Here is a 24,154-nt window from a genome sequence, read left to right as displayed (position 1 = left end):
GATGACGATGATTTCAAAAGACGTGGTGTCGCGCGAGAACGACAAGCGCCTCGCCGACCTGAAGAGCGACTACGACTATCTCGGCGCGCAGCTTGCCCGCAGGGGCATCGATATCGATGCGGTGAAGACCAAGGTCGCGGCCTATGCGGTCGCCGTGCCCTCCTGGGGCGTCGGCACCGGCGGCACGCGCTTTGCCCGCTTCCCCGGCGATGGCGAGCCGCGCAACATCTACGACAAGCTGGAGGACTGCGCGGTCATTCAGGAGCTGACACGCGCGACGCCGACCGTCTCGCTGCATATTCCATGGGACAAGGTTTCGGACCTGAAGGAGTTGAAGGAACGCGGCGCGGCGCTTGGCCTCGGCTTCGACGCGATGAACTCCAACACCTTCTCCGACGCGCCGCAGCAGGAGCATTCCTACAAATACGGCTCGCTCTCCCATGCCAGCGCCGGCACGCGCCAGCAGGCCGTGGAGCACAATCTGGAATGCATCGCCATCGGCAATGCGCTCGGCTCCAAGGCGCTGACGGTGTGGATCGGCGACGGCACCAACTTTCCGGGCCAGGCGAATTTCACCAAAAGCTTCGAGCGTTATCTCGATGCGATGAAGGCGATCTACAAAGGCCTGCCGGAGGACTGGCGGCTCTTCACCGAGCACAAGATGTACGAACCGGCCTTCTATTCCACGGTCGTGCAGGACTGGGGCACCAATTACCTGATCGCGCAGGAACTCGGCCCCAAAGCCTATTGCCTCGTCGATCTCGGCCACCATGCGCCGAACGTCAATATCGAGATGATCGTCGCCCGCCTCATCCAGTTCAAGAAACTCGGCGGCTTCCATTTCAACGATTCGAAATATGGCGACGACGACCTCGATACAGGCTCGATCGATCCCTACCGCCTGTTCCTCGTCTTCAACGAGCTGGTCGATGCGGAAGTGCGCAAGGCCGAAGGCTTTGCCCCGGCGCATATGCTCGACCAGAGCCACAATGTGACCGACCCGATCGAAAGCCTGATGCGTAGCGCCACGGAAGTCTGCCGCGCCTATGCGCAGGGCCTCATCGTCGACCGCGCAGCATTGGCCGGCTATCAGGACGGCAATGACGCGCTGATGGCGTCCGAAACGCTGAAGGTCGGCTTCCGCACCGATGTCGAGCCGATCCTCGCCATGGCACGGCTGGAATCCGGCGGGGCGATCGACCCGGTCGCGACCTACCGGGCTGCCGGCTACCGGGCGAAAGTTGCGAGCAAGCGACCGGCAGTGGCAAGCGGCGGCGGCGGCATCGTGTGAGCGGCGTAAGAGAAGTTTTCAAAGCCTCTTGCTTTCCGGAAAACCGCTGCCAGATTGGGCGGTGACAGAATGATACTGTCAAAGGGAGCACTCCATGGGCATTGAAAGCATTCTTATTTTTCTCCTTGTCGGCGCCATTGCGGGCTGGCTTGCGGGCCTTATCGTCTCGGGTTTCGGCTACGGCCTCATCGGTAACATCGTCGTCGGCATCGTCGGCGCCTTTATTGCCGGGTTCCTTTTTCCCCGGCTCGGCTTCTCGATCGGCGGCGGCATACTGGCTGCAATCATCAACGCCACGATCGGCGCGGTGATCCTGCTCGTGCTCATCAAGGTCATCAAACGCGCCTGATCCCACGCGCGTGAAACCGACAAGGCCGTGGCGATCTCGCGCCACGGCCTTTTTCGTTTCAGTTGACGCTCACCGGCTTGGAGCGCATGCGCGAGACCGTCTCGCGCTCGGCCCGCTTGCAGCGCATCGGCGGCAGGCCGCGGTCCATCAGCGCCATATCCTCCAGCACCATCTCGCCCATCTTCTTGAAGGCGCTGTCCAGCGCGCCGGCACGGTGGGCCGAACGCACGAAGCCCTTCAGGCTGCGCACTGGGTGATCGGCCGGTAGCGGCTCTTCCGGATAAACATCGCTCGCCGCAACGATATGGCCGCGCTCCACCGCCGCCATCAGCGTCGGGAAATCCACGACGTCAGCCCGGCTGAGCAGGATGAAGGCCGCACCCTTGCGCATCGCAGCGAAGGCCTCGGCGCCGAGAAAGCCCTTGTTCTCGCTCGTCACCGAGGCGACGACGAAGACGAAATCGCTCATTCCCAGCACCTCGGAAAGCGAGGCCGGCTCGACGCCCGCCTCGCGCAGGATCGACGGCGGCAGCCAGGGATCGAACACCCGGATTTTCGCACGGAAGCCCGTGAGAACGCGGTTCAGCGCCCGACCGAGATCGCCGAAGCCGACGATGCCGATCTCCGAACCGGAGAGGAGCCGCGCGGAAGCATTGCCCTCGCCACCCCAGAGTTCTCGGCCCTCACGGAAGGCGACATCGGCATCGATCACTCCACGCGCAAGGTTCAACGCCATGGCAAGGCCGAGTTCGGCGACCGGCTCGGCGAAGACCTGCCCCGTCGTCACGACGTGAATGCCGCGCGCAAACAGGATATCGTAGGGCATGTTGTTGAGGAGATTGCTCTCGACATTCAGGATGGCGCGCAGATTGGGCATGCGGCCGAGCGTTTCCGCCGAAAGCGGCGGCTGGCCGATGATATAGCGTGCCTCTGACAGTACAGCATCGCCGAGCCCGGCAATATCATCGGGATCGGCCTCGACGATGCGATAGGTGCGGCGCAGTTCCGCTTCTGTCTGTGGCGTGAAGATGAGATCGAGCGTGCGCGGCTCGGGCGCGCTGATCACCAGCGGCATTGTGTTGTCGGTCATGGCTCCTCCGGATATGCGTCCACGCTGTGGTAGCACGGGCGTGAGAAGCGTGCGACCTGGGTGCTCCCGCAATTCCGGACGCAAAACCGCTGCGCACTTTTGCTGGATTGCTTAGTACCCCAGACCGCGCAACGCGCGCACGCTGGACGGCGGCAGGGCCGTGCCGCTTGCGGTTATGCCGTTCTGCTCGCAGACATACATGTTGCGCGGCATCCAGCGGAAATCGCGATCACGCGCATACCCTACCGTCGGCTCGCACGCCACCTGCCCCTTGCTCTTGTATTCATCGGTGGCGTCGCTCGGCGTCACGCCGGGCAGGTCCTTGAACACCTGTGCCTGACTGCAGGCGGCGGACAGGAGGAGGGCCAGAAGGGCAAGGGTGGCTCGTGTCTTCATCGTTCCATCCGGCTGAAGCCGGCCTTTCGCAATCCACAAAGAGATACCGCCGGCCGGCGACATGCGCTATAGGCCTGCGAGCATTCCAATTGGTTAGATGGGGTTTTTCATGGCAAGTGCAATCCGGTATCACGAAGGTGACATCTCGGCGGCCGATGCGGCCCGCTATACCGGGGCGATTGCCATCGATACGGAAACGCTCGGCCTTATTCCGCGCCGCGACCGGCTCTGCGTCGTCCAGCTTTCCTCCGGTGACGGCTCCGCCGATGTCATCCGCATCGCCGCCGGCCAGAAGGAAGCCCCCAATCTCGTCGCCATGCTGGAAGACCCGAACCGCCAGAAGATCTTCCACTATGGCCGTTTCGACATCGCGGTGCTGTTCCACACGTTCAGCGTCACCACGACGCCGGTCTTCTGCACCAAGATCGCCTCGCGCCTGACGCGCACCTATACCGACCGCCACGGCCTGAAGGAAAATCTCAAGGAGATGCTCGACGTCGACATTTCCAAGCAGCAGCAGTCGTCCGACTGGGCAGCCGAGACGCTATCCCAGGCACAGCTTGAATATGCCGCCTCCGACGTGCTGCATCTCCATGCCCTGCGCGACAAGCTCATGGCCCGCCTCGTGCGTGACGGCCGGCTTGCCCATGCCGAAGCCTGCTTCACCTTCCTGCCGACCCGCGCCAAGCTCGATCTCATCGGCTGGGAAGAGACCGACATCTTCGCCCATAGCTGAGTCCCGCCGTGCAGAACGGACAGCAGCACCAGACCGGCCCGACGCTGGAGCCCCTGCGTCGGCTCATTCGCAGCCGGCTCGCCGCGTTGCCGCCGGGTCTTTCGGAATTCATCCTGTTCGGCTTGAAACAGGCCTGGGCCTGCCTGTTCGGCGGGTTGATGCTCGGGCTGATCATCCTCACCAAGCTCATCTGGCAGCCGGATTGGCCGCTTCATCGCTATGACGCCCTCTTTCTGATGGCGCTCGCCATTCAGGTCATGTTCCTGCTTTTGAAGATGGAGACGCTGGAGGAAGCGAAGGTCATTCTCATCTACCATGTGGTCGGCACGGTCATGGAGATCTTCAAGGTCCATATGGGCTCCTGGACCTATCCCGAGGCGGCGCTGATCCGCATCGGCGGCGTGCCGCTGTTTTCCGGCTTCATGTATGCCTCGGTCGGCAGCTACATGGCGCGCGCCATCCGCATCTTCGACATGCGCTTCACGCACTATCCGCCGTTCTGGATGACGGCGGTGCTGGCGATCGCCATCTACGCCAATTTCTACGCGCACCACTACCTGCCCGATATCCGCATCCTGCTCTTTGCCGCCACCGCGCTGCTCTTCGGGCGGGTGCGCATCTACTATACGGTGGAGACGAAGCCGCGCTGGATGCCGCTGGTGCTGGCCGCCTTCCTCACCAGCATCTTCCTCTGGGTCGCCGAAAACATCGGCACGGCGACGGGCGTCTGGCTCTATCCCGGCCAGCATGCCTGGCACATGGTGTCGTTCAGCAAGCTCGGCTCGTGGTATCTGCTGCTCTATGTCAGCTTCGTGCTGGTGACGATCGTCTGCCGGCCCCAGCCGCCCGCGACCCCTCAAATCCGACAGGCGCAGGCTTAACGCCCGGTTAACGAGCGAACGGCTATCCTTCAGGTCGATTCTGGAGGTTGCCATCATGTTGACACCCCTGCAGAGCGCGCAGTCCACCGCCGCTGTCTCGGCGTTGCAATCGATCGTCACGACGATTGAGGACCGCCAGCGCGAGGAAGCGGAAAAGGCCAGCGGCCGCAAGAAGGACGACCTCATCCAACAGGCGCATCTGCGCCCGGACGATGCCGCGCGCAAGGCCAATGCCCGCATCAACAAACATTTCTTCGGCAACAGTATCCAGGACGGCGACACGCTCGCCAAGCTGATCTCCCGCTTTTCCGATGCGCTCGGCATAACCCAGCAGGAGGGCGAAGCCGCCCGCAACTTCGCCCAGCGCCTTGCGGACCAGTTGACCCTCGTCGATGCCGTCGGACTTCCCTCGAAGGGCAGCGAGCTCAATGTTTCGCTGCGGGCACTCGGCACGACGCTCGATGCCGTCAAGAAGGCGATGAGCGGCCCCTCGGACGATACCGGCGCCAATCTCGTCGCACGCCTGGCGCTTGCGACCGGTGTCGCGCAGGGCGATGGCGAGGCCGACGCCGACTACGAGCAACGCCTCTCGGCCATGCTGACCCGCCAGCGCGGCGAGTTGCCGGCCGATATGGCGACGATCGAGAAGAAGACCGGCCTGACCGATCTTGGCCTGCGCGCCAGCGATCTCGTGGCGGCGATCCGCAATCCCTATGGCGAGGAAGCCGGGCGCGTGAAGGATGCGCTGGCGGAAAAGGCTAAGGACGAAAAGGCGCTGACGCCGGAAATGCAGAAGGTGCTCGCGCGTCTGGAAGACGCCGCGAACCCCAAGACGATCGAGGAGCTGAAGCTCGAGCGCACCAGGCGCGATCCGACCCGCGTGGAGGATGCAGAGACGCGCAAGGAGCGCGAGGAGACGATCCAGAAACTCGAGGCTGGCGAAAAGCTCGAAGACGTAAAGGACCTTCAAGACGCCGTTGGCCGCGCCCATGAGGAGGCCGCCAAGGGCAAAGCAACCGACAAGACGGGTGCCGACCCGTCTCGCGATGCCGTCGATGCAATCCAGCTTCTCGCCTCCGGCGCCGAGGCAACCAAGGCGGTTGAAAAGGCATCGGCGAAGCCCGACGACACGCTTCTCCAGCACAAGGATGCGCCTGCGGAAACGACAGGCGAGGCCGTGCGCAATCTCGATGCCGCCGGCACGAAGGAGAAGGACGAGCGGGAGGACGCCAGGAAGGAAATCTTTGCGCTGCGCATCGACGACAACGGGATCTACGACCTGATCACGCGCCAGCTTGTGGCTTAGGGCTTCTTTCTGACGATACCGAGCCTCGCGATCACCTCCGGCGGAATGCCATAGCGACGGATCGCATCCTTCTGGCTGCGCAGGCCGCACATTTCGCGCTGGATGAAGAAGGCCCAGACCTTGTCGGCCGCATCGTTCAGCAGGTCTTCGCGCTCCGCCTCGCCACAGCCGGCGGCGAAACGCTCCGAGAGCAACGCGAGCGCCTTCTCGACCTTCAGCCCGTGCCGGCCGAGCGCATCCGCCCGCTCCGACATCAGTTCGTATTCGAGAATATTGAGCCCCGTCTCCTTGGTGAAGGAGGGGGCAAGCGCCTGGGGCGGGCGTACCGTCATCGTTCGTCTCCGTCAGGACCCAAAGATGGCGCGGCGACGGCCCGACGGCAAGACCTCACACCGCGCGGGCACGGACCTCTTCGAAATGCCAGTCGACGAGCAGCTTGCCATCGCGCCAGACCGGCTGCAACAGGTTGCGGCGGCCGGCGAGCTGGTCGACGCGCGCGCCTTCAAGCCCGATATACCCCTCGACCACCGCCTGGCGGCCGGCCTTGGACGCCTTCAGGTTCATCGTGGCCGGACGCTTATAGACGTCATGCCAGATACCGGCGGAATCCTGCCTTGCATTGGCCTTCATGGCGAAGGAATAGGTGTCGCGGTTGACGCGCTGGAGCAGGCCCGCGCCCATTCCGAAGGCGATGTTCTCCGCCGAGAAGCCGAAGGCCTCCAGCCGGCCGAGAATGAGGCCGATATCGGCGGGCGAGATGCCATCGCCCTGGATGACGCGCACGCTGTTGTCGAGCACCTTGTAGCCCTTGCCGTTCAGATGCGTGCCGAAGGCATAGGCGAGCTGACGCAGCACCTGCACCGGGGTTTCGACCGGGTCGCCGCTGTCGGGCCGCACGACGAGCGTGCCGCCGGCGGCCTGCACACGATCCTTCAGCTGCTTGCCCCAGATTTCCGAGACCGCGTTGTTGATGTCGTAGCTGTCGGAAACGACGGCATAGAGGCCCTTGCCGCCGAACTTGTCGATCATGTTGCCATAGGCCTCGGCCTCGTGCTCCTGGCCCCAGGACGTCATGGTCGAATGCTCGGAGGCGGGAATGGAATAGCCGGCCATGTCGGCGCCGTAGTAGCGGCGGGCATAGAGCACGGCGCTGACGGTATCCGTGCCCATGAAGTTGACGAGATGCGCAGCACCGCCGATGCCGGCCTGCTCGAAACTCGTCGTACCGCGCGCGCCAAAATCGTGCAGGCGGAAGGGCAGCACGCTGGCGGGATCGTCGCAGGTCTTCTCCAGGAACGGCTGGATGATCTGCTTCACCTTGCGAGAGTTGGAGGCGACGGTGCTCGGATACCAGATGGCGCGCAGGAAGGCCGTCTCGATATAGGAGGTCAGCCAGTAGCAGGCCGGATCCGTGTTGACGACCTGGGCGACCGGCACGCCGCGCCGCACCAGCGTGCCCTCCGGCAGGGCCTCGATGAGGAGCGGCAGGTAACCGCCGTGTTTGCTGACGATATGCGTCCAGCCCTCGCGGTTGAACGGCAGGCCATGCGCCAAGACGATCCCTTCAGCCTCATCGATGTCCTGCATCGTCACCGGCTTCGACAGATACTCCTTGAGGAACATCTGGAGGCCGAAGAACAGCACTTCCGCATGGTCCGAATGGCCACGCGCCTCGACATAGGACGAGATGGCACGGGTTTCCGGGGGATATTGCAGATAGTGGCTGAACTTGTAGCTGTCGGTGTTGAGGATGAGGTTGGTGAGGTTCATCAAAAAGTCTCCGCCGCATCCGCGGCCCGCTTCACCGGCGGCCAACAGTGCGGGCAAGATTTACTTGAGCTGAGCATAAGGGGCAAGAGCCGTCGAGCGGGACAATCCGGGGACGTTTGCTGCATCTGCGAAGCTCTTCGGGATACGTTAGGAATTCATTAACCATAAAATGCCAAATGTAAGAGCCAGAAGTTGTTCGGAAGCTCGGGAACACCCGTCCGGCACAGTCAAGCGGTTCAATGCCAACAGGTTTATCCGTCGCCTCCGCGTAAAGCGCCTGGTTCGTCCGGGCCGAAGCATCCCCTCGCAGCGTCGCGCATGATGCGCCATCCGACGAACGATGGAACATTGGCAAGACCTTGAGGATGCAACGCATCGGCAAGGCGGCGAACAGGAGGCAGGCATGCTGCCGCGCGTGGCACCAACGACCGGGACGACCCAGCCCACCCCTGCCCTTGCGGCCGGGACATCGGTCGATGCCGCCGCCAAGCCCCCGCTTTCCGCCGCCGCCCTTGCCAACCTGCGCGCCGAAGTCGTGCTGCGCCTCATCGAGACGCTGCTGAAGCACATGCCGCGCACCGGCGAGGCGAGCCCAAACCGCGACCTTCTTGAGACATTGCTGACCGTCCTGAAGACCCTGCCCGGCCGGGAAGGCGAAAGCGGGCGCAAGCTCGCCGACCTCATCGCCAAACTGCCGCCCGAAATGCGCCCGGCCGTGGAAAAGCTGATCAGCACCGTCCTGTCGGCCGTGCCGACACGCACGCTGGTGGAGATCGTGCGCAACCCGAACGGCCCGGAGGCGCAGAAACTCGCCACCCTGCTGGCCACGAACCTGACGGCCGAAGACCGCCACGCTACGGAAGGCCACACCGCCAGTGGCCAGAAGCCCGCCGCCCTGACGGCGCAGCAACTCGCCGTCGTCGGCCGTCACAGCCTGCAGCAGGCCGCCCAGATGGCGCAGCTGCTCAGCGGCGATGCCCGCACCCTGCAGGCAATGTTGAAGCGTGTCTTCGACTTCGACGGCGGCTCGAAGCCACGCGCCGCGACTGCTCAGCCGCTGCAAACCGCCGGAACGACGGAAAAAGCGGCAACGGTCACAAAAGCCGAAAGCACGGTGAAAACGGAAACGACCGGAGCAAAGGCGGAAGCGGCCGGCAAGGCCGAAACGCGCGGAACGACGACGGCGCGGGCCGAGCTTACAGGCGCGGTCCGGCAGCCGAACGAGACGCCCGCGCTTCAACGGATGGCTGAAGCGCGCCCGGTCGCGACTGCGCCTGTCCCGGCGCTTGCAGACGACCACCCGCTGGTGGAAGCCATCGAGAACGTCAAACCCCAGCAGGCCGATGCGCAGGAGCCCGAGGACAACACTTCGGCGACCGTCAGACGCGAGGAAGCCTTGGCTCGACAGCCGCTCACCAACACCACAGGCCAAGCCTTGGCGCGCAGTGTGCTGCAAGCCGTGGCCCGCGACCTGCCGCCTGCCCTTCTGACGGAAGCGGTCATTCATCTCGTCGAAAACCTCTCGCCCGAGGAAGCGACGTTCCTGCGCACCCTCCTCGAGCGTCCGCTCGACGTCGTCCCGCCGCCGGACGTGGAATTGACGGAGACCGGGCTACCGCCTGTCGTCGATCCGGAGGCGGAGACGATCGCAGCCGCCGAACAGGACGCGGACATGGCGAGCGCCGACATATCAGAGGAAACCGCACGCCTGCGGCCCGACCCGGCCCAGACGGCATCCGTGCCGGCCCGCCAGGCGCCGGTTCTTGCGGAGGACGCCCGCCCCGCCCAACGTCTTGCGGAAAACGGCGCTGCCCAGGCGCAAGTCGCCGCTCAGCCCGATCTCGCGCTGCCGGCCGCGGTCGCCCGCGAGGGGATTCCGCTCGCCTTCGTGCCCTACCTGCCGGCGGAGGAAGACCTCGAATGGTCGGAAACGCGCGAAGCGGAAGAGGATGAAGCCGCCGACGAGGACGGCGCTGCCGGCGAGCATGACGGCGGCGAGGAGAATGCGGACGACACGGCCGAGGACGGTGACGAGCCGGAAACGCCCGATATGGCCCGTCGGCGCGAAAAGACGGCCGAGATGGTCGGCGTCATCGAACCAGGCCTCGTCTTCTACCAGAAGCTCGGCGACTACTGGACCTGAGTAACCGGCATCCCAAAACAAAAAAGCCCGCGGAGATCGCTCTCCGCGGGCTCTTTATTTCGTAAGCGAAAGCTTACTCGGCGTTGTTGCGGTTCTTCAGAGCCGCGCCGAGGATGTCGCCGAGCGAAGCGCCCGAGTCGGACGAACCGAACTGTGCGACGGCTTCCTTCTCTTCAGCGATTTCCAGAGCCTTGATCGAAAGCTGGATCTTGCGATCCTTCTTCGAGAAGTTCAGGACGCGGGCATCGACGGTCTGGCCGACCGAGAAACGCTCCGGACGCTGTTCGTCACGGTCACGCGAGAGATCGCCACGACGGATGAACGAGGTGAGGTCTTCGTGGTTGACGAGCTTCACTTCGATGCCGCCATCGTTGATCGCGATGACTTCAGCCGAAACGACGGCGTTCTTGCGCAGGTCGCCGGACGTGGCGGCATCGCCGACAGCGTCCTTGCCGAGCTGCTTGATGCCGAGCGAGATGCGCTCCTTGTCGACGTCAACATCCAGAACGACTGCCTTGACGACGTCGCCCTTGTTGAACTCTTCGATGACCTGCTCGCCCGGACGGTTCCAGTCGAGGTCCGACAGGTGAACCATGCCGTCCACGTCGCCGTCGAGGCCGATGAACAGGCCGAATTCGGTCTTGTTCTTGACTTCGCCTTCGACTTCCGTGCCAGCCGGGTGGCTGTGCGCGAAGGCCTGCCAGGGGTTCTCGAGGGTCTGCTTGAGACCGAGCGAGATGCGGCGCTTCGTCGGGTCGACTTCGAGAACGACCACGTCGACTTCCTGGCTCGTGGACAGGATCTTGCCGGGGTGAACGTTCTTCTTCGTCCAGGACATTTCGGAGATGTGGATCAGGCCTTCGATGCCCGGCTCCAGCTCGACGAACGCACCGTAGTCGGTGATGTTCGTGACCGTACCGGAAATCTTCTTGCCGGTCGGGTACTTGGTGCCGATGCCATCCCACGGATCCGACTCGAGCTGCTTCATGCCGAGCGAGATACGGTGGGTTTCCTGGTTGATGCGGATGATCTGAACCTTGACCTGCTGGCCGATGGACAGGATTTCCGACGGATGGTTGACGCGGCGCCAGGCCATGTCGGTGACGTGCAGCAGGCCGTCGATTCCGCCGAGGTCAACGAACGCACCGTAATCGGTGATGTTCTTGACGACGCCGTCAACAACCTGGCCTTCTTCGAGGTTCTGAACGATTTCAGAACGCTGCTCGGCGCGCGACTCTTCGAGAACCGTGCGGCGCGAGACGACGATGTTGCCGCGACGCTTGTCCATCTTGAGGATTTCGAAGGGCTGCGGGTTGTGCATGAGCGGCGTGACGTCGCGGATCGGACGGATGTCGACCTGCGAACGCGGCAGGAAGGCAACGGCGCCGTCGAGATCGACGGTGAAGCCACCCTTGACCTGGTTGAAGATGACGCCTTCGACGCGCTCGCCGGCTTCGAACTTGACTTCGAGCTTGGCCCAGCTCTCTTCGCGGCGAGCCTTTTCGCGCGACAGAACAGCTTCGCCCAGCGCGTTTTCGATGCGCTCGACGTAAACTTCGACTTCGTCGCCGACCTTCAGCGTGCCGTCCTTGGACTTGGCACCGAATTCCTTGAGCGGTACGCGACCTTCGACCTTGAGGCCGACGTCAACGATGGCGACGTCCTTCTCGATGGCCGTAACGATACCCTTGGCAACATAGCCTTCGGCGAGATCGTTAGACGCAAAGGATTCCTGCAGAAGGGCTGCGAAATCTTCGCGCGTGGGGTTTGCTTGAGACATTGAAACTCCTGGTGTGCCTGTGGGGCACGGGCGCCGGGGGTTAGCGTTGATGAGGAACAAAACGATGCCCGCTGCCTTGAAAGGCAGCAAATCCGGCGCGGGGACAGGCTTTGCTCTTATGTGCGCAATTCCGGACGGAAAACCGCCTGGGCACTTTTCCTGGAATTGCTATTGCTTAAATGCAGCGTCGATAATCGACCGTGCCGCAGAAAACGCCGCCTCTATACTCATTTCCGAGGTATCAAGCAAGTGCGCATCGTCCGCGGGCTTCAAAGGGCTGTCCGCCCGGCCCATATCGCGCTCGTCGCGACGGCGGATATCGTCGAGGACCGTCTCATAATCGGCCGCCCCGCCGCCGGCGAGGATCTCGTCGTGGCGGCGCCTGGCGCGCACCTCCGGCGAGGCCGTGACATAAAGTTTCACCGGCGCATCCGGGCAGACGACCGTGCCGATATCGCGGCCGTCCAGCACCGTTCCCGGCTCGCGCGCTGCAAAGGTGCGCTGCGCCTCGACCAGCGCCCGCCGCACCGAAGGCATGACCGCGATCTTCGAGGCCGCTTCACCGATGGCATGGGCCGATAGCACGGAACGGTCGAGCCCGGCGAGATCAAGGTTGCGGGCGACATCGGCGGCGACCGCCTCGTCATCGAGCGGTAGGCCGCGATCGACCAGCGCCTTCGCCGTGGCGCGGTATGTCAGGCCGGTATCGAGATGATGAAAGCCATAGACCTCCGCGATGCGGCGCGAGAGCGTGCCCTTGCCCGCAGCGGCGGGACCGTCGATGGCGATCGTCTTCATGGCGTATCCGTGCGTCATATGCTTTTCATCAAGCGTGTTAGCGGAAGAGTGGGGGCTATGCCAAGGGGCTGGGCAGCGCCAATTCTTGATTGGCACGCGCTATTTCATTCAGGATCGTGCATGCTACGCCTTCGACGTTCTCTAAGGACGATATGCAGAAAGAGCCCGGATATGCTCGCGCCCATTACGAGAATGACGGGATGCGTATCTGGCACTGTTGGATCCGTTCCCTGCATCTGCTTCGCAAGAATGAAAAGGCAAGCAAACAAAATCAGTGCCGAATGTATGATCATGTGCCATATTGCGTTGGAAGACGCATTGTGAAGCTCGCTGGTCAAGGCCAATCGATACGCTTCCAACCGCGATGGCACTCTCTCGTTGTTGTTCTCTGCCGAGATTGGAGCGGCATCGAGTATGGCGCTAGTACGCACCATGAGCTTCTTGTCCAAGACTGTTGCCAACCACATCAGGACCGCAACAATGCAAATGAACACAGCCAAAGGAAAAACATCGCGGCGGTACAAATGGAACGATAAAAGAAGCCCGAGAATAATTGCTAAGGCAGACATTACGCCAATCAACAATCGGCGCAAAAAGAGTTTTTCAACCAGCTCATATTCGACTTGATTCAAAACCACGGCTTTCGCTCGCAGATGCAAGCGATAAACCACATGCTCTTCGTCAAGTTGGCGAACTACGCGTTGATGAGTACGAGTCATGCTGTCTCCCGGGCTTCCGACAAAACCTAAGGCGACAGCACTTAACAGCCTATTCCCGACAAAGTCGAAATTTTACGCGCCGAGCTCGATCTTCGCGCCCAGCCCCGCCATCAGGTCCATGAATTCCGGGAAGCTCGTGGCGATCATCGTTGCGTCGTCCACCGTCACGGGGTTTTCCGAAACGAGGCCCATGACGAGGAAGCTCATCGCAATGCGGTGGTCGAGATGGGTGGCGACGGCCGCGCCCGAAGCGTTGCCGAGGCCCTTGCCATCCGGGCGGCCACGCACCACGAGCGAGGTTTCACCCTCGTCGCAATCCACGCCGTTGAGCTTGAGGCCATTGGCGACGGCCGAGAGGCGATCGCTTTCCTTGACGCGCAGCTCTTCCAGGCCGTTCATCACGGTCGCACCCTCGGCAAAAGCAGCGGCGACAGCGAGAACAGGGTATTCGTCAATCATCGACGGGGCGCGGTCTTCCGGCACCGTGACGCCCTTGAGCGCGGAGGAACGGACGCGCAGGTCCGCCACGTCCTCGCCGCCGGCAAGGCGCGGGTTGATGACCTCGATATCGGCGCCCATTTCCTGCAGCGTCAGGATGAGGCCCGTGCGGGTCGGGTTCATCAGCACGTTGAGGATGGTGACATCGGAGCCCGGTACGAGCAGGGCGGCAACCAGCGGGAACGCCGTCGAGGACGGGTCGCCCGGCACGTCGATGACCTGGCCGGTGAGCTTGCCGCGGCCTTCCAGCCGGATCGTGCGTACGCCATCGGCATCCGTCTCGACGGTGAGGTTGGCGCCAAAGCCCTGCAGCATCTTTTCGGTATGGTCGCGCGTCATGATCGGCTCGATGACCGTCGTGATGCCGGGCGTGTTGAGGCCGGCGAGCAGCACGGCGGACTTCACCTGGGCGGAGGCCATCGGCACGCGATAGGTGATCGGCGTCGGCGTCTTCGGCCCACGCAAGGTAACGGGAAGACGGTCGCCGTCCTCCGATTTCACCTGCACGCCCATTTCGCGCAGCGGGTTCAGCACGCGGCCCATCGGGCGCTTGGTCAGCGAGGCGTCGCCGATGAAGGTGCTGTCGAAATCATAGACACCGACGAGGCCCATGGTCAGACGGCAGCCCGTGCCGGCATTGCCGAAATCGAGCGGCGCCTCGGGGGCCAGCAGGCCGCCATTGCCGACACCGTTGATGATCCAGGTGTCGCCTTCCTTGCGGATCTTGGCGCCCATGGCCTGCATGGCCTTGCCGGTATTGATGACGTCCTCGCCTTCGAGCAGACCGGTGATGCGGGTCTCGCCGCTGGCCAGGCCGCCGAACATGAAGGAACGATGGGAAATCGACTTGTCGCCGGGAATGCGAACGGTTCCGGTGAGGCCGGAGGATTTGCGAGCGGTTGCGGGCCGGGCATGGGCGCCGTGCGACATGGGCGTCTTCCTTGATCGATAGAAGGCTTCCCGGAAAGAGTGCCGGGGAGAACGCGGGCTAGCTATCACAAACGATTTAAACCGTCATCCTCCTCCCAAAAAACAATCGTCGCGCGGCGCTCGCCCGCTCCACCCGGAGTCTGGCCCCAAAGTTAGGCTTTGACAGGATTGCGCAAGACGATTAAGGGGACCGGCTAATCAATTTACCGTTCAACACGCCGGACAACCGGCCCCGCCGGAAACATTCGGCACTCAGAAGGCTTTGACTGTGGCAAAAGCGGAACTCGGAACCAAACGCATCGACCCGGAAACGGGCAAGAAGTTCTACGACCTCAATCGCGACCCGATCGTTTCCCCCTACACGGGCAAGTCCTACCCGCTGTCCTATTTCGAGGAGACGGCTGCGGTTGCAGTCCTTGAGAAGGAAGAAGACGAGGACGCCAGCGAAGTCGATACGGAGAACACCGAAGTCGAGCTCGTTTCGCTCGAGGATGCCGACGACGATGCAGCGGCCGGCGACGATCTGCCTGATCTCGGCGACGACGACGTCGAGATCGATGGCGACGACGACGACACCTTCCTGGAACAGGAAGAGGACGACGATGACGACATGACCGGCATCATCGGCGTCGGCGGCGACGACGACGAAGCGTAAGATTTTGATTTACCGGCCGGTTTTAAAAAAAATCGGCCGGTTTTCATTTTTCGGCTTGCCATCCTTCCAGACGGGAAGTAATAAGCCGCCACACCGAACGGCAGCGCCGCTTCGGTTCCCGGAAACCGGCTCTGCCGGACCCGTTATGGGGCTATAGCTCAGCTGGGAGAGCGCTTGCATGGCATGCAAGAGGTCAGCGGTTCGATCCCGCTTAGCTCCACCAAACCTTTCCTAAGACAAATACATTCCGTAGTGCTTCAGGCATATTTCCGCCTTCACGGCTGCTCGCGCATGCCCGGCGTCGCCTCGCGCTGGTCGGCATCTTCGAGATCCGTTTTCACGATATAGGCATCGGTGTGCTGGCGGGCAGCTTCGCGCAGGGCGGCGAGATTGGGGACGTCGTCACCTTCGATTTCGCCGGTGCCGCCGTGATCGATCTCGTGCTCGGCCTGCAACCAATGATCATCCGGCTTCCCCTCCGGCTGGCCTTCCAGCAGCCAGAGTTCATGCGCGCGCTTGCGGATTTTTTCTTCGCGGTCTTCGGTCATGACGAGCTCCCTTCACATGGTGATGGACAACGGCAGGCGGGGCAGGATGTTCCCTTCCTGCCCCTCTGTCGGAACGACTTTGCTTGCGTCATTCATGGAGCAAGAATAAGCATGATCCGCCGAGCGTCTAGGGACCGACGCCAGCTTTGTCGGGGGACATCATGAGCTTTACGGAAACGACGACCACCTCCTGGTTTTCCAGGCTGAAGGGGGCGCTGATCAAGATCGTGGTCGGCTTCATCCTTCTCATCGCCTGCATCTGGCTTCTCTTCTGGAACGAGGGCCGCTCGGTCAAAACCTATCGCTCGCTCGTCGAGGGCGCCGGCCTTGTCGTTTCCGTCGACAATGGCAATGTCGATCCGGCAAACGAGGGCAAGCTCGTGCACATATCGGGGCCGGTCAAGCCGGTCGGCGTGCCGGAAGACAACCAGCTCGGCATTTCGGCCGAGGGCGCCGTCGGCCTCGACCGCGTGGTCGAGATGTATCAGTGGGTCGAGGAATCCAAGTCAGAGACGCGCAAGCAGCTCGGCGGCAGCGAGGAAACCGTCACCACCTATTCCTACCGCAAGGAATGGAACCACCGCGAAATCAGCTCCGGCAGCTTCCGCCAGTCGGGCCATGACAACCCGCAAAAGCCGATCGACGATGCGAGCTTCCCGGTCGATTCGGTCAATATCGGTGCCTTCAGCGTCGATGGCCGCACGGCGGCCAATCTCGGCGACGACAGGCCCATTCCGCTGACCGCGCTCGACGCGACCCGCGTCGGCGAGGCAGCAACGCTCGGCAAGCCGGTTTCGGCGCTTGGCGGCCAGGCGGTCTTCTCGTTCGATCCGCAGAACCCGCAGATCGGCGATATCAGGATTTCCTTCAAGCGGTCGGATCTGTCCGAGGCGAGCTTCGTCGGCGCGCAGCGCGGCACGGGCATCACGCCCTACAAAACAACGAACGGGCGCGAGCTTCTGCTGAGCGAGGCCGGTCTCCACGATGCGGCAGCGATGTTCGAGACCGCGCAGAGCGAGAACACGATTATCACCTGGGTGGTGCGCGTGGGCGGGCTCGTCGGCATCTTCATCGGCTTCGCCTTCATCTTCTCGATCCTCGGCGTGATCGGCGATGTCGTGCCGTTCATCGGTTCCATCGTCAATTTCGGCACGTCCATCATCGCGCTGATCCTGACACTGCTGATCGGCCCCACGGTGATCGCCATCGCCTGGATCGCCTACCGCCCGTTTGTCGCCATCGCGGTTCTCGTGATCGGCGTTGCGCTGGCGGCCGGCATCCTTTACCTGCGCAAGGGCAAGGCCGCTTCCGCACCGGTTACGACAGGGGCGCTTGGCAGGCAACAGTGACAGGAGCGGGCGACGGGTGACCTTTTATATCTCGAAGATTTTCTGGCTCGTTGCCCAGCCGCTCTCACTTTCCTTCCTGCTGCTCGTCATCGGCCTCTTCGCGGGGCTGTTGAAATGGAACCGCATCCGGACATGGGCTAGCCTTGCCGCCGCCCTCGTCCTTTTCGTGACGCTGTTCACCTCGACCGGCGCCGTGCTGCTGCAACAGCTGGAGGACCGGTTTGCCCGCGCCGATCTTCCCGTGGGCGGGCCGAGCTGCATCATCACCCTCGGGGGCGGGTTCGAATCGGAGATCGTGACCGCGCGCGGCGGTTTCGAGATGACGCAGGCCGGCGACCGCTTCGTGGAAACGCTTCGGCTTGCGCGGGATTTCCCGACGGCGCGCATTCTCGTTTCCGGCGGCGATGGGTCGCTGAGCGGCGCCTATGAGGGGGATGCCGTCATCGCCGAGCGTTTCTTCGCCGCCTTCGGCATTCCCGAGGAACGGCTGATCCGCGAGACAGAATCACGCGATACTTTCGAGAACGCCGCCAATACGGAAACCCTACTGGCGTCAAACGGGCTGGAAAACTGCCTGTTGGTGACCTCAGCCTTCCATATGCCGCGCTCGATGGGCCTGTTCCGCGAGCTCGGCCTTACCGTGCTGCCCTGGCCGACGGATTATCGCACGACGGGCAAGGCGAGCCTCGGGCTCGACTTCACGCAGCCTTCGGCCAATAGCCAGCTGATGACGACGGCGGTTCGCGAGTGGACGGGCCTGCTGTTCAACTATCTCGCCGGCCGCACGCAGGCATTCTTCCCGCAGTAAGCGATTTATTTCTTGGAAATCGTCTCGAAATCGGCGCCGCGCACGCGCACCGTCATCGTGCAGTATTCGCTGTCGTCGCGCCCGCAGCTTGCGGCATTGGCCTTAAGCTCGAACACCATGTTTCCAAAACGCTTCTTCATCTCATAGCCGTAGAGATCGGCATTGGCGGCGAGGAAATATCCGCCTTCCGCGACATGAATATAGAATTGGTGCGGGCAGCCGACATCGCCGCAAAGACCGCCGGGCACGCCGTCGCAATTGACCGCGCCCAGATTGAAGATCGCATCGACCAGCGTGTCGTTGTTGAAATCGATGTTGTCGACAAAGTCCTCGCCATAGATCGCCGTCTTGCAGCGCGTGGCCACTTCGGCCTGCACCGTCGCCAGCGGATCCTGCACGATCTCGGCCGCACGGGCCGGCGCGCCGGTCGAAAGCAGCGCGGCGGAGACGATTGCCAGGATTCTCATACGGATGGCCATCTCTCAAACCTTTCCATGGCAGGCGATTCGGTCATTATGCGCTCGGGAGCGCACGACGTGATTCTGTCGCGCGCGACTTTACCGTTGCCAAGCTGTCGCGAGGCTTGGCCGGAGGGGAGAAACGCGTGACGATCCTGGAACTGCTCGATTATACCGGCGTCGCGGTCTTTGCCGCCACCGGCGCGCTTTCGGCCTCGCGCAAACAGCTCGATATCATCGGCTTTCTGTTCCTGGCAGCAGCCACCGGCATCGGCGGCGGCACGTTCCGCGACGTCATCCTCGGCGCGACACCGGTCTTCTGGGTGGTCAACCCGACCTATCTTATCGTCTGCGTCGCCGTCGCCCTTCTCGTCTTCGTGCTCGCCCACCGTATCGAGTCGCGCTATCGCCTGCTGCTCTGGCTCGATGCCATGGGCGTCTCGGCCTATTGCGTGATGGGGGCAGCCAAGGGCTATGCCGCGACGAACTCGCCGACGGTCGCCATCACGACCGGCGTGTTGACCGCAAGCTTCGGCGGCATCATCCGCGATCTCCTGGCGAACGAACCGTCCGTCCTGCTGCGGCCGGAGGTCTATGTGACGGCAGCGCTGATCGGCGCGGCCGGCTTCACGGCTGCGACGGTCGCAGGCGCGCCGCTCTGGCTCGCCTCGGCCATCGGCATTGCCGCAGCCTTCGCGGTGCGCGGCGGCGCGCTGCGCTTCGGCTGGCGTTTCCCGGTCTACCGGCCCCGGCCGGGGCGGCATCCCGACGATGTGATGTGAAAGGTCTCAGTCCTTCCTGCAGGGACGCAGGCGGATGATCACGTCGACATTGGCGATTTCCATGCCTTCCGGGGGCTCCGGCAGGTTGTCGATCGCGATATTGCTGACGGGAATGTCGAGAACGCGGTTTTCACCCTCGACGAAGAAATGGTGGTGATCCGAGACGTTCGTGTCGAAATAGGTCTTCGAGCTTTCCACCGCGAGAACGCGGATCAGGCCCGCCTCGGTAAACTGGTGCAGCGTATTGTAGACGGTCGCAAGCGACACGGGCACGCCGGCGGTCACCGCCTCCTCGTGCAGTTCCTCGACGGTCAGGTGACGGTCGCCCTTGGCGAAAAGCAGGTCGGCGAGTGCCACGCGCTGGCGCGTCGGGCGCAGGCCAGAATGGCGCAGGCGCGTTTCGATGGGCATCTCGTGTGCATGCGTCATGGGCGACGGATCCGCTTGGCTTAGCCTTGAATAACAATCTTGAACTTTCGATATAACTTTAGCGGAAGCGGGATTCAATAGGAATGCGGCATCCGCAAGGCGCGCAACATGCGGAAAAACCGGGGCCTTTGCCTGGCCTCCGCCACTTTGCACTGGCTGTGACCGCTGGCATCATGTATGCGGACAGCTGAATGAACGTCCCATCCGCGCAGGATGGGGCAGAAAAAACGAGGCGGCCGAGATGCTTCAAATCGCATCCGTCCTCCGCTAAATCTAACGCTGAACAAGCGTGAACACGACCGGGGATGAAACACCACGATGACGACCAGGCAATCCAGCTACAACTATGAGGAAATTCTGTCCTGCGGCCGCGGCGAGCTTTTCGGTCCCGGCAATGCGCAGCTTCCTCTGCCTCCGATGCTGATGGTCCACCGCATCACCGACATTTCCGAAACCGGCGGCGCCTTCGACAAGGGCTATATCCGCGCGGCTTATGACGTGAAGCCCGATGACTGGTACTTCCCCTGCCACTTCCAGGGCAACCCGATCATGCCGGGCTGCCTCGGCCTCGACGGCATGTGGCAGCTCACCGGCTTCTTCCTCGGCTGGCTCGGCGAGCCCGGCCGCGGCATGGCGCTTTCCACCGGCGAAGTGAAGTTCAAGGGCATGGTCCGCCCGGACACCAAGCTTCTCGAATACGGCATCGACTTCAAGCGCGTCATGCGCGGCCGCCTCGTGCTCGGCACGGCGGACGGCTGGCTGAAGGCCGATGGCGAGACCATCTATCAGGCGACCGACCTGCGCGTCGGCCTGTCGAAGGACAAAGACGCTTAAAAGGCGGCGCAAGCTGCGGAAAGCCTGAGGGCGGCGCTGAGCCGCCTTCACAACAAGACGTTCTAGAAAAGGGCAGGAATATGAGACGGGTAGTTGTCACGGGTCTGGGGATCGTATCCTCCATCGGGAACAACGCGGACGAAGTGACGGCGTCGCTGCGCGACGCGCGCTCCGGCATCAGCTTCAGCCAGGATTTCGCCGACCACGGCTTCAAGTGCCAGGTCTGGGGTTCGCCCAATATCGACACGACCGAGCTCGTCGACCGCCGTGCGGCACGCTTCCTCTCGCAGGGCGGCTCGTGGAACCACGTCGCCATGAAGCAGGCGATTGCCGATTCCGGCCTGGAAGAAGCCGATTACGCGGCCAATCCGCGTGCCGGCATCATCATGGGTTCGGGCGGTCCGTCCACCCGCACCCTGATCGAAGCGGCCGAAATCACGCTCAAGAACAATTCGCCCAAGCGCATCGGCCCGTTCGCCGTGCCGAAGGCGATGTCCTCGACGGCATCGGCAACGCTCGCGACCTGGTTCAAAATCCACGGTGTCAACTATTCCATCTCCTCGGCCTGCTCGACGTCGGCACATTGCATCGGCAATGCCGCCGAGATGATCCAGTGGGGCAAGCAGGACATCATGTTCGCCGGCGGCCACGAAGACCTCGACTGGACCATGTCGAACCTTTTCGACGCCATGGGCGCCATGTCCTCCAAGTACAACGACACGCCGGCAACAGCCTCGCGCGCCTATGACGTGAGCCGCGACGGCTTCGTCATTGCCGGCGGCGCCGGCGTTCTGGTTCTCGAAGAGCTGGAACACGCCAAGGCCCGCGGCGCGAAGATCTATGCGGAAATCGTCGGCTACGGCGCGACCTCCGACGGCTACGACATGGTGGCCCCGTCGGGTGAAGGCGCCATGCGCTGCATGCGCCAGGCGCTTGCCACCGTGAAGGGCGATGTCGACTACATCAACACGCACGGCACCTCGACGCCGGTCGGCGATTCGAAGGAAATCGGCGCGATCCGCGAAGTCTTCGGCGACAAGATCCCGCACATCCAGTCGACCAAGTCGCTGACCGGCCATTCGCTGGGTGCTGCCGGCGTGCAGGAGTCGATCTACGGCCTCCTGATGATGCAGGCCGGCTTCATCGGCGAAAGCGCGCATATCACCGAGCTGGACCCGGAATTCGACGGCGTGCCGATCGTGCGCAAGCGCATCGACAATGCCAAGATCGACACGGTTCTCTCGAATTCCTTCGGCTTCGGCGGCACCAACGCCACGCTGGTCTTCCAGCGCCACAACGGATGACTGGCATGACGGGGATCATGAACGGCAAGCGCGGCCTCATCATGGGGGTCGCGAACAACCACTCTATCGCCTGGGGCATCGCGCAGAAGCTCGCCGGTGCAGGTGCCGAACTCGCCTTCACCTATCAGGGCGAAGCGCTCGGCAAGCGCGTGAAGCCGCTAGCCGCCGAGCTCGGCTCGGACTTCGTCATTCCCTGCGATGTCGAGGACATCGCCTCGGTGGATACGACGATCGCGGCGATCAAGGAAAAATGGGGCAAGCTCGATTTCGTCGTGCACGCCATCGGCTTTTCCGACAAGAACGAGCTGAAGGGCCTCTACGCCGACACCTCGCGCGACAACTTTTCGCGCACCATGGTGATCTCGTGCTTCTCCTTCACGGAAATCGCCAAGCGCGCGGCGGACCTGATGACGGACGGCGGCGCGATGCTGACGCTGACCTATGGCGGCTCCACGCGCATCATGCCGAACTACAACGTCATGGGCGTTGCCAAGGCGGCACTGGAAGCCTCCGTGCGCTACCTTGCCGGCGACTACGGCCCGCAGGGCATCCGCGTCAACGCGATTTCGGCCGGACCGATCCGCACGCTGGCGGGTGCCGGCATCTCGGACGCCCGTGCCATGCTCTCGTGGCAGCAGAAGAACGCGCCGCTGCGCCGCACCGTCACCATCGAGGATGTCGGCAATTCGGCGCTCTACCTGCTCTCCGATATGTCGAGCGGCGTCACCGGCGAGATCCACTATGTGGACTCCGGTTACAACATCACCTCCATGCCGACGCTGGAGCGGCTGGCCAAGGCCGACAGTGAGTAACAGAACGGCGCGGAGTTCTCGGACTTCGCGCCGTTTTCCTTTTACGAGCGCAACATCAGCACCACGATAAGCAGGATCAGCGCCGCAAGTATGCCGAGGAAGACCATCCTCACGCGGCTGTTCATTTCCAGCGGCTTGCCATCAGCGCCGCGCCTCAGGAAGGCGAGCGGCACCTCGGAGGTCGGCGTATGCCCCTCCCCTTGCTTCACATCTTTCGCGATAACATCCGCCACATCTTCCGTGATCGGCGGCCTGGCAGGTCCAAAAGCCATTACGGATCTCCTGAACGGGTACGGTCCGTCGATGGTGGACCCGTTTCGGAAAAATGGCAATCGGCTGCGGCAATCGGCGTCAGCACGGGCTGACGCCTGTCAAAGCGCTGCTATCAGCGCTTGCCCCACAGCACCTTGAAGCGCGCGTTGCGGCAGACTTCGCCGCTTTCCTTGAAGGCTTCCTTCAGCACCGGCTCGTAGGGCAGGCCGCGGTTGGCGACCATCAGCAGGCGGCCGCCTGATTTGAGCGACTTCGCCGCCATGCGGATCATGCCCGCACCCAGCGAATGGTCGGCGGCATGGCCCTCGTGGAAGGGCGGGTTCATGACGATGAGGTCATAGTGGTCGCGCGGCGTTTCCGCCGTCAGGTCGAACCAGAAGAAGCGCGCCGGGATGTTCGGGCAGTTCTCCGCCATGTTCTCCTTGGCCGCTTCCAGCGCCTCGTAATGCGCCTCGAAGATATCGATGCCCTTCACCTGCGGCGCGCGGCCGCCGAGCATGACGGAAAGATAGCCCCAGCCCGCGCCGAAATCGGCGGCGTGGCCGTGGAAATCCTCCGGGATGCGAGTAGCGAGTAGTTCGGAACCTTCGTCGATGCGGTCATGCGAGAACATGCCCGGGGCTGCCGTGAACCGGCCGACGATGCGCACCGGCTTGGCCGCCAGCTTGGCGATCGCATCGGCCGGGTCTTCCGGGCGGGCGAACCAGATGGCGAGGCCGTGATATTTCGGCATGTAGTCGCCGGTAAGGCCCAGCTGGTCGAGACGCTTGCGCATGGACTGCACGCCGTCTTCCTTGCTGCCGGCAACGACGATCAGGCCGCCGGTGCGCACGAGACGCAGTGCCTGCGCGATACGGTTCTCGTTCTCGCCCTTGTGCTTGGTCATCAGGATGAGCGCGCCGTCGAAGTCATCGCCCTCGATCACCGGCTTCACCGGTGCGCGAACGGCTTCCAGCCCACGATAGAGCGGGCGCAGCGGCTGCACGGCCTCCAGAGAAGCACCAAAGCCTTCCGGCGGGCGCTGGCCGGCTTCCGCGCCAAGGAAGAGATAACGTTCGCCCTCGCCGGGCATGCCGAGCGTGCCGGCGGCAAAGGGATGGAACAGGGTCTTCAGGGCTTCGCGGGTCATAGCGGGCTTTCGGCGGACGGGACAACGGGTTGGTCAAAGGAAAAGGGGCGCGGAACGTGCCGCTCCGCGCCCCCTTGATACGATAC

25 protein-coding genes, 1 tRNA gene and 1 pseudogene are annotated in these 24,154 nt (G+C 63.0%); 14 read left to right on the top strand and 13 right to left on the bottom strand.

Annotation, left to right across the window (positions count from 1 at the left end; translation table 11 throughout):
- Nucleotide 1 precedes the first annotated feature (1 nt).
- Nucleotides 2-1,291 carry an L-rhamnose catabolism isomerase gene (gene rhaI, locus ACOZK4_RS24255; protein ID WP_421594264.1) on the top strand — a complete coding sequence of 430 codons (1,290 nt, stop codon included), beginning with the start codon at nt 2-4 and terminating at the stop codon, nt 1,289-1,291.
- A gap of 94 nt (nt 1,292-1,385) precedes the next feature.
- Complete coding sequence (locus tag ACOZK4_RS24250) at nt 1,386-1,640, top strand: GlsB/YeaQ/YmgE family stress response membrane protein (RefSeq protein ID WP_313528864.1); 255 nt, start codon at nt 1,386-1,388, stop codon at nt 1,638-1,640.
- Between the two features lie 58 nt (nt 1,641-1,698).
- On the opposite strand, the gene ACOZK4_RS24245 is transcribed toward ACOZK4_RS24250, so the two are convergent.
- Both ACOZK4_RS24245 and ACOZK4_RS24240 read right to left on the bottom strand, forming a co-directional pair.
- On the bottom strand, nt 1,699-2,730 hold the full coding sequence (locus tag ACOZK4_RS24245; protein WP_421594263.1) for a hydroxyacid dehydrogenase: 1,032 nt from the start codon (nt 2,728-2,730) through the stop codon (nt 1,699-1,701).
- 111 nt (nt 2,731-2,841) lie between these two features.
- Nucleotides 2,842-3,126, bottom strand: a complete 285-nt coding sequence (locus tag ACOZK4_RS24240) for a hypothetical protein (RefSeq protein ID WP_421594262.1) — start codon at nt 3,124-3,126, stop codon at nt 2,842-2,844.
- A gap of 109 nt (nt 3,127-3,235) precedes the next feature.
- On the opposite strand from ACOZK4_RS24240, the gene ACOZK4_RS24235 reads away from it, so the two are divergent.
- Genes ACOZK4_RS24235 through ACOZK4_RS24225 form a run of 3 tightly spaced genes read left to right on the top strand, consistent with a single transcriptional unit; the run spans nt 3,236 to nt 6,049 of the window.
- Nucleotides 3,236-3,862, top strand: coding sequence for a ribonuclease D (locus ACOZK4_RS24235; protein ID WP_421594261.1), 627 nt, complete (start codon nt 3,236-3,238; stop codon nt 3,860-3,862).
- Nucleotides 3,863-3,870: 8 nt separating this feature from the next.
- Nucleotides 3,871-4,743, top strand: coding sequence for a DUF817 domain-containing protein (locus ACOZK4_RS24230; RefSeq protein ID WP_421594260.1), 873 nt, complete (start codon nt 3,871-3,873; stop codon nt 4,741-4,743).
- Between the two features lie 55 nt (nt 4,744-4,798).
- Nucleotides 4,799-6,049, top strand: a complete 1,251-nt coding sequence (locus ACOZK4_RS24225; RefSeq protein ID WP_421594259.1) for a hypothetical protein — start codon at nt 4,799-4,801, stop codon at nt 6,047-6,049.
- Here ACOZK4_RS24225 and ACOZK4_RS24220 read toward each other — a convergent pair.
- Both ACOZK4_RS24220 and ACOZK4_RS24215 read right to left on the bottom strand, forming a co-directional pair.
- The gene (locus ACOZK4_RS24220) at nt 6,046-6,381 is read right to left on the bottom strand and encodes a DUF6665 family protein (protein ID WP_421594258.1); all 336 of its coding nucleotides are present in this window, start codon (nt 6,379-6,381) and stop codon (nt 6,046-6,048) included. The two genes, ACOZK4_RS24225 and ACOZK4_RS24220, sit on opposite strands and share 4 nt — an antisense overlap.
- A gap of 55 nt (nt 6,382-6,436) precedes the next feature.
- On the bottom strand, nt 6,437-7,819 hold the full coding sequence (locus tag ACOZK4_RS24215) for a nicotinate phosphoribosyltransferase (RefSeq protein ID WP_421594257.1): 1,383 nt from the start codon (nt 7,817-7,819) through the stop codon (nt 6,437-6,439).
- 403 nt (nt 7,820-8,222) lie between these two features.
- Between ACOZK4_RS24215 and ACOZK4_RS24210 the strand changes: the two genes are divergently transcribed.
- Nucleotides 8,223-9,962: a hypothetical protein gene (locus ACOZK4_RS24210; RefSeq protein WP_421594256.1), complete on the top strand. Its 1,740-nt coding sequence runs from the start codon at nt 8,223-8,225 to the stop codon at nt 9,960-9,962.
- Nucleotides 9,963-10,035: 73 nt separating this feature from the next.
- On the opposite strand, the gene rpsA is transcribed toward ACOZK4_RS24210, so the two are convergent.
- From rpsA to aroA, 4 genes are all read right to left on the bottom strand, one after another.
- Nucleotides 10,036-11,742: a 30S ribosomal protein S1 gene (rpsA, locus tag ACOZK4_RS24205; RefSeq protein ID WP_313528881.1), complete on the bottom strand. Its 1,707-nt coding sequence runs from the start codon at nt 11,740-11,742 to the stop codon at nt 10,036-10,038.
- 168 nt (nt 11,743-11,910) lie between these two features.
- On the bottom strand, nt 11,911-12,540 hold the full coding sequence (cmk, locus tag ACOZK4_RS24200) for a (d)CMP kinase (protein ID WP_421594364.1): 630 nt from the start codon (nt 12,538-12,540) through the stop codon (nt 11,911-11,913).
- 104 nt (nt 12,541-12,644) lie between these two features.
- Entirely contained in the window at nt 12,645-13,259 is a 615-nt protein-coding gene (locus tag ACOZK4_RS24195) for a hypothetical protein (RefSeq protein ID WP_421594254.1), read from the bottom strand.
- 72 nt (nt 13,260-13,331) lie between these two features.
- Complete coding sequence (gene aroA, locus ACOZK4_RS24190) at nt 13,332-14,687, bottom strand: 3-phosphoshikimate 1-carboxyvinyltransferase (protein WP_313528885.1); 1,356 nt, start codon at nt 14,685-14,687, stop codon at nt 13,332-13,334.
- Between the two features lie 268 nt (nt 14,688-14,955).
- Between aroA and ACOZK4_RS24185 the strand changes: the two genes are divergently transcribed.
- Nucleotides 14,956-15,342 (top strand): TIGR02300 family protein, encoded by a 387-nt coding sequence (locus tag ACOZK4_RS24185; protein ID WP_313528887.1) that lies wholly within the window; start codon nt 14,956-14,958, stop codon nt 15,340-15,342.
- 147 nt (nt 15,343-15,489) lie between these two features.
- Nucleotides 15,490-15,565: transfer RNA gene (locus ACOZK4_RS24180), tRNA-Ala, on the top strand.
- Between the two features lie 52 nt (nt 15,566-15,617).
- On the opposite strand, the pseudogene ACOZK4_RS24175 reads toward ACOZK4_RS24180, so the two are convergent.
- Nucleotides 15,618-15,878 (bottom strand): annotated as a pseudogene (locus ACOZK4_RS24175) (DUF2934 domain-containing protein); the annotation flags it as partial.
- Nucleotides 15,879-16,051: 173 nt separating this feature from the next.
- On the opposite strand from ACOZK4_RS24175, the gene ACOZK4_RS24170 reads away from it, so the two are divergent.
- Both ACOZK4_RS24170 and ACOZK4_RS24165 read left to right on the top strand, forming a co-directional pair.
- Nucleotides 16,052-17,239, top strand: coding sequence for a TMEM43 family protein (locus ACOZK4_RS24170; protein WP_421594252.1), 1,188 nt, complete (start codon nt 16,052-16,054; stop codon nt 17,237-17,239).
- Between the two features lie 16 nt (nt 17,240-17,255).
- Nucleotides 17,256-18,047, top strand: coding sequence for a YdcF family protein (locus ACOZK4_RS24165; RefSeq protein ID WP_421594251.1), 792 nt, complete (start codon nt 17,256-17,258; stop codon nt 18,045-18,047).
- A gap of 5 nt (nt 18,048-18,052) precedes the next feature.
- Here ACOZK4_RS24165 and ACOZK4_RS24160 read toward each other — a convergent pair whose 3' ends face one another.
- Nucleotides 18,053-18,514: a hypothetical protein gene (locus tag ACOZK4_RS24160; protein WP_421594249.1), complete on the bottom strand. Its 462-nt coding sequence runs from the start codon at nt 18,512-18,514 to the stop codon at nt 18,053-18,055.
- A 137-nt stretch (nt 18,515-18,651) separates the two neighbouring features.
- Here ACOZK4_RS24160 and ACOZK4_RS24155 point away from each other — a divergent pair, with 137 nt between their 5' ends.
- Complete coding sequence (locus ACOZK4_RS24155; RefSeq protein WP_421594248.1) at nt 18,652-19,287, top strand: trimeric intracellular cation channel family protein; 636 nt, start codon at nt 18,652-18,654, stop codon at nt 19,285-19,287.
- 6 nt (nt 19,288-19,293) lie between these two features.
- Here the strand turns inward: ACOZK4_RS24155 and irrA are convergent, their stop codons facing one another.
- A complete protein-coding gene (gene irrA, locus ACOZK4_RS24150) occupies nt 19,294-19,716 on the bottom strand; it encodes an iron response transcriptional regulator IrrA (RefSeq protein WP_421594247.1) in 423 nt (140 codons plus the stop codon).
- Between the two features lie 318 nt (nt 19,717-20,034).
- On the opposite strand from irrA, the gene fabA reads away from it, so the two are divergent.
- The 3 genes from fabA to fabI all read left to right on the top strand — a co-directional run bounded on the left by fabA (nt 20,035) and on the right by fabI (nt 22,666).
- On the top strand, nt 20,035-20,550 hold the full coding sequence (gene fabA, locus ACOZK4_RS24145; RefSeq protein ID WP_298103844.1) for a 3-hydroxyacyl-[acyl-carrier-protein] dehydratase FabA: 516 nt from the start codon (nt 20,035-20,037) through the stop codon (nt 20,548-20,550).
- Nucleotides 20,551-20,630: 80 nt separating this feature from the next.
- Nucleotides 20,631-21,854 (top strand): beta-ketoacyl-ACP synthase I, encoded by a 1,224-nt coding sequence (gene fabB / locus ACOZK4_RS24140; RefSeq protein ID WP_421594246.1) that lies wholly within the window; start codon nt 20,631-20,633, stop codon nt 21,852-21,854.
- Nucleotides 21,855-21,859: 5 nt separating this feature from the next.
- Nucleotides 21,860-22,666 (top strand): enoyl-ACP reductase FabI, encoded by an 807-nt coding sequence (fabI, locus tag ACOZK4_RS24135; RefSeq protein WP_421594244.1) that lies wholly within the window; start codon nt 21,860-21,862, stop codon nt 22,664-22,666.
- A gap of 41 nt (nt 22,667-22,707) precedes the next feature.
- Here the strand turns inward: fabI and ACOZK4_RS24130 are convergent, their stop codons facing one another.
- A complete protein-coding gene (locus tag ACOZK4_RS24130; protein WP_117368086.1) occupies nt 22,708-22,938 on the bottom strand; it encodes a hypothetical protein in 231 nt (76 codons plus the stop codon).
- Between the two features lie 113 nt (nt 22,939-23,051).
- Nucleotides 23,052-24,068, bottom strand: coding sequence for a class I SAM-dependent methyltransferase (locus ACOZK4_RS24125; RefSeq protein WP_421594243.1), 1,017 nt, complete (start codon nt 24,066-24,068; stop codon nt 23,052-23,054).
- Nucleotides 24,069-24,154: the final 86 nt, after the last annotated feature.

The organism is Shinella sp. M27 (assembly GCF_049199905.1).
Classification (GTDB): domain Bacteria; phylum Pseudomonadota; class Alphaproteobacteria; order Rhizobiales; family Rhizobiaceae; genus Shinella.
The sequence above is the reverse complement of the archived record's forward strand: the minus strand, read 5'-3'. Positions and strand labels throughout refer to the sequence as shown.

What these genes read in the sequence shown, in the direction of transcription:
- ACOZK4_RS24215 (WP_421594257.1), bottom strand. Translation starts at nt 7,819, where the DNA reads ATGAACCTCACCAACCTCATCCTCAACACCGACAGCTACAAGTTCAGC.
- ACOZK4_RS24210 (WP_421594256.1), top strand. Translation starts at nt 8,223, where the DNA reads ATGCTGCCGCGCGTGGCACCAACGACCGGGACGACCCAGCCCACCCCT.
- fabB (WP_421594246.1), top strand. Translation starts at nt 20,631, where the DNA reads ATGAGACGGGTAGTTGTCACGGGTCTGGGGATCGTATCCTCCATCGGG.
- ACOZK4_RS24170 (WP_421594252.1), top strand. Translation starts at nt 16,052, where the DNA reads ATGAGCTTTACGGAAACGACGACCACCTCCTGGTTTTCCAGGCTGAAG.
- rhaI (WP_421594264.1), top strand. Translation starts at nt 2, where the DNA reads ATGACGATGATTTCAAAAGACGTGGTGTCGCGCGAGAACGACAAGCGC.
- aroA (WP_313528885.1), bottom strand. Translation starts at nt 14,687, where the DNA reads ATGTCGCACGGCGCCCATGCCCGGCCCGCAACCGCTCGCAAATCCTCC.
- irrA (WP_421594247.1), bottom strand. Translation starts at nt 19,716, where the DNA reads ATGACGCATGCACACGAGATGCCCATCGAAACGCGCCTGCGCCATTCT.
- ACOZK4_RS24240 (WP_421594262.1), bottom strand. Translation starts at nt 3,126, where the DNA reads ATGAAGACACGAGCCACCCTTGCCCTTCTGGCCCTCCTCCTGTCCGCC.
- fabA (WP_298103844.1), top strand. Translation starts at nt 20,035, where the DNA reads ATGACGACCAGGCAATCCAGCTACAACTATGAGGAAATTCTGTCCTGC.
- fabI (WP_421594244.1), top strand. Translation starts at nt 21,860, where the DNA reads ATGACGGGGATCATGAACGGCAAGCGCGGCCTCATCATGGGGGTCGCG.
- cmk (WP_421594364.1), bottom strand. Translation starts at nt 12,540, where the DNA reads ATGAAGACGATCGCCATCGACGGTCCCGCCGCTGCGGGCAAGGGCACG.
- ACOZK4_RS24195 (WP_421594254.1), bottom strand. Translation starts at nt 13,259, where the DNA reads ATGACTCGTACTCATCAACGCGTAGTTCGCCAACTTGACGAAGAGCAT.
- ACOZK4_RS24130 (WP_117368086.1), bottom strand. Translation starts at nt 22,938, where the DNA reads ATGGCTTTTGGACCTGCCAGGCCGCCGATCACGGAAGATGTGGCGGAT.
- ACOZK4_RS24250 (WP_313528864.1), top strand. Translation starts at nt 1,386, where the DNA reads ATGGGCATTGAAAGCATTCTTATTTTTCTCCTTGTCGGCGCCATTGCG.
- ACOZK4_RS24160 (WP_421594249.1), bottom strand. Translation starts at nt 18,514, where the DNA reads ATGAGAATCCTGGCAATCGTCTCCGCCGCGCTGCTTTCGACCGGCGCG.
- ACOZK4_RS24220 (WP_421594258.1), bottom strand. Translation starts at nt 6,381, where the DNA reads ATGACGGTACGCCCGCCCCAGGCGCTTGCCCCCTCCTTCACCAAGGAG.
- rpsA (WP_313528881.1), bottom strand. Translation starts at nt 11,742, where the DNA reads ATGTCTCAAGCAAACCCCACGCGCGAAGATTTCGCAGCCCTTCTGCAG.
- ACOZK4_RS24125 (WP_421594243.1), bottom strand. Translation starts at nt 24,068, where the DNA reads ATGACCCGCGAAGCCCTGAAGACCCTGTTCCATCCCTTTGCCGCCGGC.
- ACOZK4_RS24225 (WP_421594259.1), top strand. Translation starts at nt 4,799, where the DNA reads ATGTTGACACCCCTGCAGAGCGCGCAGTCCACCGCCGCTGTCTCGGCG.
- ACOZK4_RS24235 (WP_421594261.1), top strand. Translation starts at nt 3,236, where the DNA reads ATGGCAAGTGCAATCCGGTATCACGAAGGTGACATCTCGGCGGCCGAT.
- ACOZK4_RS24245 (WP_421594263.1), bottom strand. Translation starts at nt 2,730, where the DNA reads ATGACCGACAACACAATGCCGCTGGTGATCAGCGCGCCCGAGCCGCGC.